Annotated in this window: 14 protein-coding genes; 4 read left to right on the top strand and 10 right to left on the bottom strand. The window is 65.0% G+C overall.

Annotated features, from left to right (window positions below; translation table 11 throughout):
• Positions 1-103: 103 nt before the first annotated feature.
• Both ahcY and ACGVWT_RS16990 read right to left on the bottom strand, forming a co-directional pair.
• Positions 104-1,531 carry an adenosylhomocysteinase gene (gene ahcY / locus ACGVWT_RS16995; RefSeq protein ID WP_315461049.1) on the bottom strand — a complete coding sequence of 476 codons (1,428 nt, stop codon included), beginning with the start codon at positions 1,529-1,531 and terminating at the stop codon, positions 104-106.
• Between the two features lie 86 nt (positions 1,532-1,617).
• The gene (locus ACGVWT_RS16990; protein WP_315461048.1) at positions 1,618-2,178 is read right to left on the bottom strand and encodes a YqgE/AlgH family protein; all 561 of its coding nucleotides are present in this window, start codon (positions 2,176-2,178) and stop codon (positions 1,618-1,620) included.
• Positions 2,179-2,280: 102 nt separating this feature from the next.
• Between ACGVWT_RS16990 and ACGVWT_RS16985 the strand changes: the two genes are divergently transcribed.
• On the top strand, positions 2,281-2,760 hold the full coding sequence (locus tag ACGVWT_RS16985) for a peroxiredoxin (protein WP_315461389.1): 480 nt from the start codon (positions 2,281-2,283) through the stop codon (positions 2,758-2,760).
• Positions 2,761-2,942: 182 nt separating this feature from the next.
• On the opposite strand, the gene ACGVWT_RS16980 is transcribed toward ACGVWT_RS16985, so the two are convergent.
• Together ACGVWT_RS16980 and ACGVWT_RS16975 are read right to left on the bottom strand one after the other, a co-directional pair.
• The gene (locus tag ACGVWT_RS16980) at positions 2,943-4,778 is read right to left on the bottom strand and encodes a M2 family metallopeptidase (RefSeq protein WP_315461047.1); all 1,836 of its coding nucleotides are present in this window, start codon (positions 4,776-4,778) and stop codon (positions 2,943-2,945) included.
• 63 nt (positions 4,779-4,841) lie between these two features.
• Entirely contained in the window at positions 4,842-5,603 is a 762-nt protein-coding gene (locus ACGVWT_RS16975; RefSeq protein WP_315461046.1) for an alpha/beta fold hydrolase, read from the bottom strand.
• Positions 5,604-5,924: 321 nt separating this feature from the next.
• On the opposite strand from ACGVWT_RS16975, the gene ACGVWT_RS16970 reads away from it, so the two are divergent.
• Complete coding sequence (locus ACGVWT_RS16970; RefSeq protein WP_017978603.1) at positions 5,925-6,185, top strand: hypothetical protein; 261 nt, start codon at positions 5,925-5,927, stop codon at positions 6,183-6,185.
• Between the two features lie 50 nt (positions 6,186-6,235).
• Here ACGVWT_RS16970 and ACGVWT_RS16965 read toward each other — a convergent pair whose 3' ends face one another.
• The 5 genes from ACGVWT_RS16965 to ACGVWT_RS16945 form a co-directional block, all read right to left on the bottom strand.
• On the bottom strand, positions 6,236-6,652 hold the full coding sequence (locus ACGVWT_RS16965; protein WP_315461045.1) for a type II toxin-antitoxin system VapC family toxin: 417 nt from the start codon (positions 6,650-6,652) through the stop codon (positions 6,236-6,238).
• Positions 6,649-6,894 carry a hypothetical protein gene (locus ACGVWT_RS16960; RefSeq protein ID WP_315461044.1) on the bottom strand — a complete coding sequence of 82 codons (246 nt, stop codon included), beginning with the start codon at positions 6,892-6,894 and terminating at the stop codon, positions 6,649-6,651. Before ACGVWT_RS16960 ends, ACGVWT_RS16965 begins: the two co-directional genes overlap by 4 nt.
• A 32-nt stretch (positions 6,895-6,926) precedes the next feature.
• Positions 6,927-7,955 (bottom strand): aspartate-semialdehyde dehydrogenase, encoded by a 1,029-nt coding sequence (locus ACGVWT_RS16955; protein ID WP_020486479.1) that lies wholly within the window; start codon positions 7,953-7,955, stop codon positions 6,927-6,929.
• 62 nt (positions 7,956-8,017) lie between these two features.
• A complete protein-coding gene (locus ACGVWT_RS16950) occupies positions 8,018-8,734 on the bottom strand; it encodes an MgtC/SapB family protein (protein ID WP_315461043.1) in 717 nt (238 codons plus the stop codon).
• 133 nt (positions 8,735-8,867) lie between these two features.
• The gene (locus ACGVWT_RS16945) at positions 8,868-11,120 is read right to left on the bottom strand and encodes a DPP IV N-terminal domain-containing protein (RefSeq protein WP_394427433.1); all 2,253 of its coding nucleotides are present in this window, start codon (positions 11,118-11,120) and stop codon (positions 8,868-8,870) included.
• A gap of 240 nt (positions 11,121-11,360) precedes the next feature.
• Here ACGVWT_RS16945 and ACGVWT_RS16940 point away from each other — a divergent pair, with 240 nt between their 5' ends.
• Positions 11,361-11,963 carry a DUF6975 family protein gene (locus ACGVWT_RS16940; protein WP_315461042.1) on the top strand — a complete coding sequence of 201 codons (603 nt, stop codon included), beginning with the start codon at positions 11,361-11,363 and terminating at the stop codon, positions 11,961-11,963.
• Positions 11,964-11,968: 5 nt separating this feature from the next.
• On the opposite strand, the gene ACGVWT_RS16935 is transcribed toward ACGVWT_RS16940, so the two are convergent.
• Entirely contained in the window at positions 11,969-12,451 is a 483-nt protein-coding gene (locus ACGVWT_RS16935; protein WP_315461041.1) for a hypothetical protein, read from the bottom strand.
• A gap of 182 nt (positions 12,452-12,633) precedes the next feature.
• Here ACGVWT_RS16935 and ACGVWT_RS16930 point away from each other — a divergent pair, with 182 nt between their 5' ends.
• Complete coding sequence (locus ACGVWT_RS16930; RefSeq protein ID WP_315461040.1) at positions 12,634-13,482, top strand: MoxR family ATPase; 849 nt, start codon at positions 12,634-12,636, stop codon at positions 13,480-13,482.
• Positions 13,483-13,897 lie beyond the last annotated feature (415 nt).

Below are 13,897 nucleotides of genomic sequence, written 5' to 3'. Positions count from 1 at the left end.
AATGACGAAGCGGCTTCAACGGACCGACAACGAAAAAGGGGCGGCACCTCGCGGTGTCGCCCCTCGTCGCATCCGCAGCACCCGATACCGGGCGCCGTCCGGATCAGTAGCGATAATGATCCGGCTTGAACGGGCCTTCGACCGGCACGCCGATGTACGCCGCCTGCTTCTCCGACAGCTTCGACAGCTGGACGCCCAGCTTTTCGAGGTGGAGCGCGGCGACCTTCTCGTCGAGGTGCTTCGGCAGAACGTAGACTTCGTTCTTGTAGTTCTCGCCCTTGGTCCACAGCTCGATCTGGGCGAGCGTCTGGTTGGTGAACGAGGCCGACATGACGAACGACGGGTGGCCGGTCGCGCAGCCCAGGTTCACCAGGCGGCCCTTGGCCAGCACGATGATCTGCTTGCCGTCCGGGAACTCGACCAGGTCGGTGCCGGGCTTCACTTCGGTCCACTTGTAGTTCGACAGCGCCGCGATCTGGATCTCGGAGTCGAAGTGGCCGATGTTGCAGACGATCGACATGGGCTTCATCGCCTTCATGTGATCGGCAGTGATGACGTCGGCGTTGCCGGTCGCGGTGACGAAGATGTCGGCACGCTTCACGGCCTCATCCATGGTCACGACCTCGAAGCCTTCCATCGCCGCCTGCAGCGCGCAGATCGGGTCGATTTCGGTCACGAGCACGCGCGCGCCGCCGTTGCGGAGCGACTGGGCCGAGCCCTTGCCCACGTCGCCGAAACCGGCGACCGCAGCAACCTTGCCCGCCAGCATGACGTCGGTGGCGCGACGGATGGCGTCGACCAGCGATTCCTTGCAGCCGTACAGGTTGTCGAACTTCGACTTCGTCACCGAGTCGTTGACGTTGATCGCCGGGAACGGCAGTTCGCCCTTCTTCGCGATCTCGTACAGGCGGTGAACGCCGGTGGTCGTCTCTTCGCTGACGCCCTTCAGGTTCTTGACGGTCTCGGTCAGATAGCCCGGCTTCTTGGCGATGAACGCCTTCACCGAACGCTGGAACTCGACTTCCTCTTCATTCTCGGGCTCGGCGAAGGTCGCGCCGGCTTCCAGCTTCGCGCCCCACAGCGCGAACATGGTGGCGTCACCGCCGTCGTCCAGGATGATGTTGGCGGTCTGGCCCTCAACGTCGCCGTCCCAGGTGAAGATGTCGCCGACATAGTCCCAATATTCGGCCAGGCTCTCGCCCTTCACCGCGAACACCGGCACGCCCGTCGCGGCGATCGCGGCGGCGGCATGGTCCTGGGTCGAATAGATGTTGCAGGTCGCCCAGCGCACATCGGCGCCGAGCGCGGTCAGCGTCTCGATCAGCACGGCGGTCTGGATCGTCATGTGCAGCGAGCCGGTGATGCGCGCGCCCTTCAGCGGCTGAGCAGCGCCGAATTCGTCGCGCAGCGCCATCAGGCCGGGCATCTCGGTCTCGGCGATCTTGATCTCGGCGCGGCCGAAATCAGCGAGGCTGATGTCCTTGATGACATAATCGGTGTTCGTGCCGTTGGGCGCGAGCGCAGTAGCCACGTGGCATGCTCCTGAAGAGGTTTGGATGGGTTGCCCCTAACCGCTCCGCCTCTACAGATCAAATATAAAGATATCTTTATATCTCGTCAGGCCGTTCCCGTGCCCACCACCAGCAGCCGCGGGTCGATCCCCGCCTTGGCGAAGGCGCTGCTCCACCGCTGCGGCGCGGGCGTGTCGAACAGCAGCGCATCGTCGCCCGCGACATGGAACCACCCCGGCTGCGACAGTTCCGCGTCGAGCTGCCCGGCCGACCAGCCCGCATAGCCTAGCGCCGCGATATAGCGTGACGGCCCCGTCCCGTCGGCGATCGCGCGCAGCACGTCGATCGTGCCCGACAGCGCCCAGCGCCCGGCGACCTCCACCGTATCCTGTCCCGCCCAATCGAGCGAATGCAGCACGAAGCCGCGGCGCGGCTCCACCGGCCCACCGAAATGCACCGGCGCGGGCGGTGCGGCGCCGTGCGCGATCTCGAACTGGTCGAGCAGGTCGTGCAGCGTCAGCCCGTCGATCGTCGCGCCGAGCCCCACGCCCAGCGCACCGTCCGCGTCATGCGCGCACATCGCAATCACCGCATGGTCGAAACTGGGATCGGCCATGCCCGGCATCGCGAGCAGGAACTGGCCGGACAGATAAACGGGACCTTCCATAACCTTGCCACCATAACCGTCCCGCTGGCCGGCGCCATGCTTGAAATCGGCGGCGATGTGGCCGACGGTCCCGGGCGCAACCTTTCTACCCGGAGACCCATGATGACGATCACCGTCGGCGACACCATCCCCAGCGCCACCCTGACCAAGGTCACGCCCGATGGCCCCGATCAGGTCTCCACCGAGGATTTCTTCCGCGGCCGTACCGTCGCGCTCTTCGCGGTGCCCGGCGCCTTCACGCCCACCTGCTCCGCCCGCCACCTGCCCGGCTTCGTCGACAAGCGCGACGCGCTCGCCGCCAAGGGCGTGGACGAAATCGCCTGCACCTCGGTCAACGACGCCTTCGTCATGGGCGCCTGGGCCAAGTCGCAGGACGCCGAGGGCATCACCATGCTCGCGGACGGCAACGGCGATTTCGCCAAGGCGGTTGGCCTGACGATGGACGGCAGCAAGTTCGGCATGGGCCTGCGCAGCCAGCGCTACACGCTGCTGGTCGACGACGGCGTCGTGAAGCAACTCCACGTCGAAGCCCCCGGCGAATTCAAAGTCAGCAGCGCCGAACACCTGCTCGACGCGCTCTGATGCGGAGGGGTGAGGCGAACCCTCACCCCAAACACACCGTCACCCCGGACTCGTCCCGGGGTCCACTCCGCGGCGAGGGGGACGGCCAAAACCTCCCGCCTCACCTCCGCGGCTTGGTCGACCCCGGACCAAGCCCGGGGTGACGAGGCATTCGGAGCAACCGCCCCGAACACCTCACTGTATCACCAACCCTGCGGCTTGCCCTTGTTCTGCTGGTCCAGCCACGTCTTCAGCGGCGCGAAATACTCCACCAGCGCCTTGCCCGACATCTGCCGCGTGCCGGTCATCACCTGCAGCGCGTCCGGCCACGGCTTCGACTGGCCCATGCTCAGCATCGCATTCAGCTTCTCGCCGACCGCCTTGTTGCCGTAGAACGAGCAGCGGTGCAGCGGCCCCTTCCAGCCCGCCTGCTCGCACGCCGCCTTGTAGAATTGGAACTGCAGCACCCGCGCCAGGAAATAGCGCGCATAGGGTACCGTACCCGGAATGTGGTATTTCGCACCCGCGTCAAACTTGGTTTCGTCGCGCGCCACCGGCGGCACGATCCCCTGATATTTCAGGCGCAGCGCGTCCCAGCCCTGCTGATACTGGCCGGGCGCGATCTTGCCCGAAAAGACGTCCCAGCGCCATTTGTCGACCAGCAGGCCGAACGGCAGGAACGCCACCTTGTCCATCGCCTGCCGCAGCAACAGCCCGATATCCTTGTCCGCGGCGGGCACCTGCGCCGGCTGCAACAGCCCGATCTTCACCAGATAATCCGGCGTGATCGACAGCGCGACCGTATCGCCGATCGCTTCGTGGAAGCCGTCATTGGCGCCGTTCTTGTATAGATACGGCTGGTTCTTGTACGCGCGCTGATAGTAATTGTGGCCCAGCTCATGGTGGATCGTGACGAAATCGTCGCCGTTCACCTTGGTGCACATCTTGATACGGATATCGTCCATATTGTCGATATCCCATGCCGACGCATGGCAGATGACCTCGCGATCGGCCGGCTTCACGATCTGCGAACGCTGCCAGAACGTCTCGGGCAGCGGCGCGAAGCCCAGCGACGAATAGAATGCCTCGCCCTGCTTCACCATGCGAACGGGATCATAGCCCTTCGCCTTCAGCAGATCGCCGGTGTCATAACCCAGATCGCCCGCCCCCTTGGGCGCGACGAGATCATAGATATTGCCCCATTCCTGCGCCCACATATTGCCGAGCAGGTCACTGCGGATCGGCCCGGTCTTCGCCTGCACCGCATCGCCGTACTTCTCGTTCAGCTTCCAGCGGACATAGGTATGAAGCGAGAGGTAGAGTGGCTCCACCTCTTTCCAGATCTGGTCGGTCAGCGCCTCGAACTGCTGCGGCGTCATGTCATAGCCGGATCGCCACATCGCCCCGACGTCGGCGAAGCCCAGCTCCTTCGCGCCCGCATTCGAGATCGCGGTCATCCGCGTATAATCGGCCCGCATCGGCGCGCCGACATTGTCGTTCCAGCTGACCCACATCTCCTTCAGCTTGGCGGGATCGCGCGTCGTGCCCATCGCCGCCTCGATGTCCGATCCGTTGATCGGCTTGCCGTCCAGCGTACCCTTGCCCTTGCCGTAGCGCGACGACATGCGCGTCGTCAGCGTCGCGAGCTCGGTCGCGGCGCCCGGCGTCGTCGGCGCAGGCAGGCCGACGCCGTTCTTCAGCAGATCGAGCTTGCGCTTGGTGTCGTAGGACAGACCGGTCACGCCGTTGAAGCGCGCCGCGCCCTTCGCCCATTGCACCGCTTTCTCGGTCAGCTCCGCGCCCGATTTCGCCGCCAGCGCGTCGGTATCGTCGGTGATATAGGTCGCATTGACCCAGGCGACCTGCTGCGCGGGCACCGACAGATCGGCGGCCTCCTTCTCGACCGCGACGACATAAGCGTCAGCCTCGGCCGCGGTCGGCTTCGCCGTCGAAGCGGCCTGCCCAGCCGGTGCGGTCTGCGCCGCGACGGGCGCGGCAAACAGCGCCGCGGCCAGCGCGGCGGTGGAAACGAGACGCATGAAAACAATCCCCTACTGACTTCTTGTCGTTGCCGACACGATGCGCGGGGGCGGCCCTTTCGGTCAAGCGCTCAGGAAGTCGGCGATCGCCTGGCCCAGCTCCGGTTTGGTGACCGCGCTCATGTGATTACCGGGAATCTCGCGGAAGATCGCCTGGGGCAGCGCGTCGGCCAGCGCGGCGCCCGATCCATTGTCATCGTCGTCGATGCCCGCGACGATCAATGTCGGCACATCGATCGCCTCGACCGCCTCGATCGGCGTATCGACGAACGTCTCGAGCACGTTGAGCAGCGCCACGGGATCGCCCCCGGTCGTCTTCAGGAACGCCTCGGTCATCCACTCGCCCGAACCGCGCTCGAAACTGCCGAGGTTGGTCAGCACGTGGCGGAAATAACCGCCGCGTCCCGCCGTGCTGACGATCCCCGTCAGCCCCATGCCCGCAATGACCGCACGGCGCGGCGTCGCCCCGTTGGCGAGCATCCGCATCGTCGTCCGCCCCCCCAGCGAATAACCGCCCAGATCGTAATCGGTCAGCCCCAGATGGTCGATCAGCGCCATCCCGTCGCGCATCAGCGCATCCGCCGGATAGGCGGCACGATCATGCGGCTTGTCCGACGACCCATGGCCACGCAGGTCCGGCATGATGACCCTGAAGCCCTTGGCCGCAATCGCGGCGGCATGGCCGTATTTGATCCAATTGACCTCCGCCGTGGAGAAATAGCCGTGGATCAGGACGACAGGCCGCCCCTCTCCCAGCTCGCGATAGGCGATGCGGGTGCCGTCGAAGCTGGCGAAATACTGCGGATCGATCGGGGAAGCAGCCAAGAGTCGTGATCCATGATTGTGGGCGTGATCCCACGTGGGTCGTGATCGTCCGCCTGTCCAGCACCGATCGCCAAACTGCGGCATTGCAGCGAACCCCACCCCAACCGTCACCCCGGACTTGATCCGGGGTCCCGCTTCAGGGCGCACGGACATTAGCGGGAGCCCGGTTCAAGTCCGGGGTGACGAACTGAGACTAGCCCGCCTCGCAGCTTGAGGGCGCCCCTCCACACCCAACGCAAAGCCCATTCCCGAACCTCCGTTACCCGCTTCCCAACCCAATGAAAAAGGCATACTCTCCCTTCAAAACAAGCAAGGAGAGCGATGATGGACCTGCATCGGACCGGCACGGGCGACGAAAGCCTCGTGATCCTGCAAAGCCTGTTGTGCCTGTTGCGCGAAAAGAACGTGCTCAGCCGCGCCGATATCGAGGAACTGACCGAACGCGTCGCGATGCGCGCCGCCCAGGCCGAGCGGGATCCCCTGCCCTGCTGCGCCGAGGCCACCCGCGCCGCCGCGACCGAAATGGCACGTATCGGCCAGTATGTCGGCCAGCATTACGGCGGTAAGCACCGGCGAGCGTGAGGGGTGCCGCTAGGGGCGCCCGGTCTCGGCGATGCCAGCCCGGTCCCCCGTCATGGCGCATCACCCAGCCACTCGACCCTGTCGGAAAGCCCCGCAACACGACACGCCGTCACGAACTTGGCGTCGGCCGTTACCAGAACACAGCCTTCGCGAATGGCCAAGGCAAGATAAAGACAATCGTACAGGGCATGACGGCATCGCATCGACAATGCCATGCCGGCATCGATCAGCCCGTCTGTGTCGATCAGTTGATACACGACCACAGGCAAATTGCCGAGCACCTCGGTCGCCGCGGCAATTGGAAGTCCGTCATAACGGACCTTCTTTGACAACGCGTTGGCAACCTCCGCTACGCAGATACTGGGTGCCAAACGCACGGGTTCATACTCAACCCGATCAAGCGCCAGCGCGGACGAGGGCTCCTGCACCAGCAGCTTGACCACAACACTGGCGTCGAGAACGATCAATCCTCGTCTCGCGCCTGTCGGATCACCGGCGTGCTGTCTACGCCGGCCGCGCCCTCAGGTGTCATGGCCCACATCGATTCCACGAGTGCGCGTAACGAAGCGCCCGTCAACGATTCACGTGGTCGAGCTTGTGCGAGAGCTTCGCGCAACTCGGCTTCCAAAGATCGACCATTGGCCTTGGCGACGCGCCGGAAGTCGGCGATCAGCGCGTCGTCGAGATTGCGGATCAGCACCTGTCCCATGGGACAGATGCTATCACTCCGCTATCAGCCGCTCAACCACCCTTCTGCAGGTGCCGCCGGCCCAGCAGCTCCGCGATCTGTACCGCGTTTAGCGCCGCACCCTTGCGAAGGTTATCGCTGACGCACCACAGCGCCAGCCCGTTCTCCACGGTCGGATCCTCGCGCACGCGGCTGACATAGGTCGCATCGTCGCCCGCCGCCTCGATCGGGGTGGCGTATCCGCCGTCCTCGTGCTTGTCGATCAGCATGATCCCCGGTGCCTCGCGCAGGATGCGCTTTGCATCCTCGGCCGAAATCTCGTTCTCGAACTCGATGTTCAGCGCTTCGGAATGGCCGACGAACACGGGCACGCGCACGCAGGTCGCGGTCACCTTGATCTTGGGGTCGAGGATCTTCTTCGTCTCGACCACCATCTTCCACTCTTCCTTGGTCGATCCGTCGTCCAAGAAGCTGTCGATGTGCGGGATCACGTTGAACGCGATCTGCTTGGTGAACTTCTTGGGCTCGGCGGGATCGCCGACGAAGATGTTGCGGCTCTGTTCAAACAGCTCATCCATGCCGACCTTGCCCGCGCCGGACACCGACTGATAGGTCGCAACGACAACGCGCGTGATCTTCGCGGCGTCATGCAGCGGCTTCAGCGCGACGACCATCTGCGCGGTCGAGCAATTGGGGTTGGCGATGATGTTCTTGGCGCGATAGCCGTCGATAGCGTCGGCATTCACCTCCGGCACGATCAGCGGCACGTCCGGGTCCATCCGGTACAGCGACGAATTGTCGATCACCGTGCAGCCGGCGGCGGCGAACTTGGGCGCATAGACCTTGGTCGCTTCGCTGCCGATCGCGAACAGCGCCATGTCCCAGCCGGTCGGATCGAAATATTCGATGTTCTGGACCTTGAGCATGCGACCGGTGTCACCATACTCGATCTCGTCGCCCTGGCTGCGGCTCGACGCCAGTACCGCGATCTCGTCCGCCGGGAAGTCGCGTTCGGCAAGGATGTTGACCATCTCGCGCCCGACATTGCCCGTCGCGCCCGCGACCACCACCCGATAACCCATCACGTCCTCCAACTCACTGCGCGCCGCCTAATACGGTTGCGCGGAAACGTCCACCGACTTTCCTAATCGTGCGTGCTCAGCTGCCAAGTTGCGTGGTCGATCCCATGTACGCGGCCGAGATGCTCGACCAATGCGTCTAGCTCCGCATCCACGACGCCGCTGCCCACCAGCGTCGCGACCAGCGCGACATGCTCGTCGTCGCGCACCTGCGTGTCGAGGTCGGCAACGGGCAGTCCCGCCTCTTCGAGATGCCCGACCAGCACGTCGCCCATCGGTCCCGCCGCAGCGACCGGCACGGTGATCGTCACGCTGTAGGTCGCCTCCACCGTGCCCCCGGCGATCGGGATGCGGTTGATCGCATCGACGAGCGGTCGCAGCGCCGTATTCGCGAACAGCACCACCCCGGTCAGCAGCGCAGCCTCGGCGATCATGTCCGACCCGGCGATCGATCCCACCGCCGCCGAACACCACAAGGTCGCCGCGGTGTTGAGCCCGCGGACGTTCATCCCCTCCTTCATGATGACGCCCGCGCCGAGGAAGCCGATCCCCGACACGACATAGGCGATCACCCGGATCGACTCGACGTCCCCACCCAACCGCTGGCCCAGATCGACGAACGCCGCCGCCCCGATTGCGACGAGCGCGTTGGTACGCAAACCGGCGGTCCGCTGCCGGTACTGCCGCTCCGCCCCGATCGCGGTGCCCAGCACGAAGGCGGCGAGATAGCTGACGACCGTGTCGAGGAACGGCCAGAGGTGAAAGGCGGCGACGAAGTGCATGGGTGGCGCTTTAATCGTGGATGGTGACGAACGCACGTCACCACCGGTCCGTCATTGCGAGCGTAGCGAAGCAATCCAGAGCCGGATCAGGACGCCCGGAACTGCCACGCTGCGCTCGCAATGACGAGCGAGCTTACTTCGCCGGCTTATTCTTCACATTCCGATCGAGGAATTCCAGGATCGTCCCCCACAGATGCTGGCTGACCATCGGTCCACCCACCCGGTGCGTATAGCCGGGGTAGAACATCATCTCGAACGGCGTCGCCGTCGCCTGCATCTTCGCGGCGACCTTGGTCGAATTGTCGAGGAAGACGTTGTCGTCCGCCATGCCGTGGATCAGCAGCAGCGGATCCTTGATCTTCGGCGAATCCTCGACCGCCTGCGACGTCGCATAGCTCTTGGGGTCCTTGGCCGGATCGCCCAGATAGCGTTCGGTATAATGCGTATCGTACAGCTGCCAGTCGGTCACCGGTGCGCCCGATACCGCCGCCGCATAGACGCCCGGAGTCTTCTCCAGCATCTTCAGCGACATATAGCCACCGTACGACCATCCATAGGTCGCGATCTTGTTGCCATCCACGAACGGCAGCGACTTCAGGTAGTTGGCACCGGCCAGCTGGTCCTCGACCTCCACCGTGCCCATCGCATGATAGATCTGGTCCTCGAACGCCTTGCCGCGGTTGTACGACCCGCGATTGTCGATCTTGAAATAGACCCAACCCTGGCTGACCAGATACTGCGGCAGAGCGCCCTGCCAGCCGCGCGTCACCTGCTGGCCGGTGCCTGGGCCGCCGTAATGTTCGAAGAACACCGGATATGTTTTACCCGGCACCAGCGGCGGCGTGATCATCTCCCAATAGAGCGTACTGCCGTCCTTGGCCTTGATCGTCCCGAACTTGGTCGGCTGATGGCTGGCGAGATACGGGTAATAGGGATGCCCCGGCCGGATCGCATTCTCGTTGATCCATTCCAGCCGCTTGCCGGTCGCATCGGCTAGATAGACCTGCGTCGGCTGCCCCGCATTGGAGCGCGAGATGATGAAGCGGCTCGCCGCGCCGTCCATCGATGCGCCGTTGGTCCACCCCCGCTCGGTCAGTCGCGTCAGCACGTCCGGCCGCGCGATATCGACCGCATAGAGATGCTGCTCGAGCACATCGTCCTTCGTGCCGGTGAGATAGATGCGGCCCTTTGCCTCATCTACACCGACCAGGCCCGTCACGACCCACGGCCCCTTCGTCAGCTGCGTCCACTTGCCGTCCGTGCTGCGGCGATACAGGTGCCCGTAGCCATCGCGCTCCGACCGCCAGATCAGGCTGCCATCCTTCAGCACGCGATAATCGTCGCTGAGGTTGATCCAGCTGCGCGCGCCCGACTTCTCGGTGAACAGCACCTTCGCCTTGCCCGTCGCCGGATCGACGCTGAGCATGTCGAGCGTCTTCTGGTCGCGGCTCTCGCGCTGCACCAGCAGGGTCTTGCCATCCGGCGTCCAGTCGACGCGCGCCAGATAGATGTCCGGGTCGCTGCCCAGATCGACCTTCACCTGCCCCGACCCGTCCGGCCGCATCACATACAGGTCGACGAGCACGTTCGGCGTCCCCGCCGCGGGATAGCGCTGTTCGTAGGTCTTGGTCCCCGCCGCGCCGATCGACGCACGGGTGAAGACGCGCACCGGCGCCTCGTCGAACCGCTCGACCGCGACGTAGCGCTCATCCGGCGACCACCAATAGCCCGTGCGCCTATCCATTTCCTCCTGCGCGACGAACTCCGCCTCGCCGAAATGCACCGTGCCACCGCCACCGGTGGTCAGCGCGCGCGCCTCACCCCCGCTCAGCGGCTGGGCGAACAGATTCTGGTCGCGCACGAAGCTGACGTAATTGCCCTGCGGCGAGATGATCGGGTTGAGCTCACCACCCGGCGTCGCGGTCAGCCGGCGCACCTTTCCGTCCAGCGTCGCGAGATACAAATCGCCATCCAGAGGCACCAGGATCGAGCGGCCATCGGGCGCGAAGTCATAGGCGACGATGCCCTTCGACCCGCCGATGCGCGCGCGTTCGCGCTGCATCTTTTCCGCCTCGGTCAATTCGGCGCCGGTGCCCACCTTCTTGCTGTCGACCAGCATCCGTTCCGCGCCGGTGCGCGTGTCGCGCGCCCACAGGTCGGTGCGCTCCTTTTCGTCGGCCCGCGGCCGCAGGAAGGTGAGCAGCGTGCCGTCCGGCGACAGGCGTACGCCGCGCGACTGCGATCCCGACAGATCGGGGCTGCCGAACACGCGCGCCAGCGTCAGCTTGTCCGCTTGCGGCGCCGCGGCCGTCTGCGCGCCTGCCTCAGCGCCTATCGCCATCGCGCCCACCGATGCCAGCGCCAGCCCCAACCACCATGTCCGCATCACCTACTCCAACTCCAACGTATCGCCGTTCTTAGGGCACGATCCGCCGACGTAAAGCGGGATTGCGGCAGGGTTACCGGCGCATCAACCGTGTCTTTACGCGGTTCGGTATAGGTACGGGGGGACAAGGGTGGCGTGTCGCACCGGATCGGCGGGCGGCATCAGTAAATGTCCCGGAGTGATATGTTGAACACCGTACAGACGGCCTGGTCGCCAAGCGCATGGGACATGGTTGCCCGAATGGGGGCCGTCGACGGCAGCGCGACGCATCCGCATTTCGCCCGCCTCGTCACGCCCCGCGCAGCGGCACGCGACGTGTCCGATGCGGTACATGCGCTCTGCGCGGTCCATGGCGTCCACCCCGGCCTCGCCGCCGCCGCGCGCAGCCAGTGCGCGCAGCCCGACGCCTGCGACTGGCTCGATCGGATCGCGGACGCCTTCGCCGTGGAGCGCGCCTATATCGCCCATCTCGCCGCCGCCGCCGGCCCGCTGCCCTCCACGCCCGGCCAGGCCGATAGCGAGACCGCGCTCACCACCAGCCGCCACACGCTCGAAACGCTTGGCGCCTCCGAACGCCGCGGCTGCGCGACCGGCGCGGTCGCCGCGCTGGTGCAGGACTGGGGCACGATCCGCCACCTGCTCGATGCCGCCGCGCTCCGCTTCGGCATCGAGCCCGCCCCGCTCACCTTCCCGCCGCATCTCGAGACGGGCGCCAGCATCGACGCACTCGGTGGCACCCCCGCGACCGAACGCGCCATCGGCTTCGGCGCGCAGCAACTCTTCGCCCAGCACCGCGCGATCTGGGACCTGCTGGAGGCTCGCGCCAGCGCGCGCGAGGGCTGAGGCGGTTATCGGAGTTCAGCTGCCTTCGCAGGCACGACCACAAAGTGGCCTCGGATAAACGACCTCAGCACCGGTTTGAGGGGGCCAGTGCCGCTACCCCCCTCGTACGTCCGGATCGCTGAACGGCCCTTATCGTCCGTCAGGAAGTCGGGCCTTCCGCGACTGGAAAGTTCGACCACCTTGCGAATGCCGCTGTCGCCCACCTTCCATACGCGAACCCGGTAGGTAGAGCCGCCGCCCCATAACGAGAACAGGAGTTCGTCCTGATCTCGGGTAAACAGGCCCATGGGGACGTCATCGATGCGTTCATGGAAGTCGACAGGATGGTCGCACGCTGCAACGCATTCGATCCGGATGTCATAGCCAACCGCCGCGCTGTCTTCAACAACCACCGAAAAGGTCGAGCGCTCACCGTGAACCCGCAGCGAGGCGATGGGCGGAGCGATGCTCGCTAACACAGCAGGACTAGCGATCAGCAGATAACGCATGGCCTAGTAATGACCGAGAACTCGCAAGTCTGCTACCGGGCATGAGCGGACGAACCGCTCATCACCTTCCTCTTTTGGCCTTCCCCTCCGAGCCCGTCGAACGGCATCCCACCACCCCCGCTTGCGCTCCGCCCCGTGATCCGGCAACGACGTACCCGATATTCAATATCCGGGATCCGGCCATGAAGCGCTTCGAAGGCACGCAGAATTACGTCGCGACCGACGACCTGAAGGTCGCGGTCAACGCCGCGGTCACGCTGCGCCGTCCGCTGCTGGTGAAGGGCGAACCCGGCACCGGCAAGACGGTGCTGGCGCATGAGATCGCCAAGGCGACCGGCGCCGAACTGATCGAATGGAACGTCAAATCGACCACCAAGGCGCAGCAGGGCCTGTACGAATATGACGCCGTCGCCCGCCTGCGCGACGGCCAGCTGGGCGACGAGCGCGTCCACGACATCGCCAATTACATCCGCCGCGGCAAATTGTGGGAAGCCTTCACACGGCCCACGCCCCCCGTCCTGCTGATCGACGAGATCGACAAGGCCGATATCGAGTTTCCGAACGATCTGCTCCAGGAACTCGATCGCATGGAATTCCACGTCTACGAGACGAAGGAAACCGTGCGCGCCAACGAACGCCCGATCGTCGTCATCACCAGCAACAACGAAAAGGAGCTGCCCGACGCTTTCCTGCGCCGCTGCTTCTTCCACTATATTAAATTCCCCGATCGCGACACGATGCAGGCGATCGTCGACGTCCACTTCCCCGGCATTCAGAAGATCCTGGTCAGCAAGGCGATGGACATCTTCTACGACGTCCGCGACGTCCCCGGCCTCAAGAAGAAGCCGTCGACCAGCGAACTGCTCGACTGGCTCAAGCTGCTGCTGCACGAAGACATGCCGCTCGACGTCCTCCAGAACCGCGATCCCACCAAAGCGATCCCCCCGCTCCACGGCGCGCTACTCAAGAACGAACAGGACATCATGCTGTTCGAACGGCTAGCCTTCATGGCGAAGCGCCAGGGGCGGTAAGCCGCTGATCTCGCCTCACTCCTATCGTCACCCCGGACTTGATCGGGGTCCCGATTTCCACCGTGGCATAAGAAGCGGGATCCCGGCTCAAGGCCGAGATGACGATCAGGTGGATCGTACCGGGTCGATCACTCCCCGTCGTCATCCGGCATGCGGGGGCGCTCGCCATGACGAAGCAGCACGCCTCCAAAGTCCTCCCCCGCCAGGGGAGGTGGCACCGCGCAGCGGTGACGGAGGGGGAGGTAAGCGACGCCCGCACGCCCAAAACAAACCGATCCCCCGGCACGAACAGCCGCACCCATAACCAACAGCGGCGATCCTCCACCACCCCTCGCCCCCACCACCGCCGTCACCCCGGACTTGATCCGGGGTCCCGCTTCTTCTTCTGCCGCCGTGAAAAGCGGGACCCCGGATC

The organism is Sphingomonas sp. S6 (assembly GCF_043498045.1).
Lineage (GTDB): Bacteria > Pseudomonadota > Alphaproteobacteria > Sphingomonadales > Sphingomonadaceae > Sphingomonas.
This window is presented reverse-complemented; position numbering and strand designations above follow the sequence as displayed.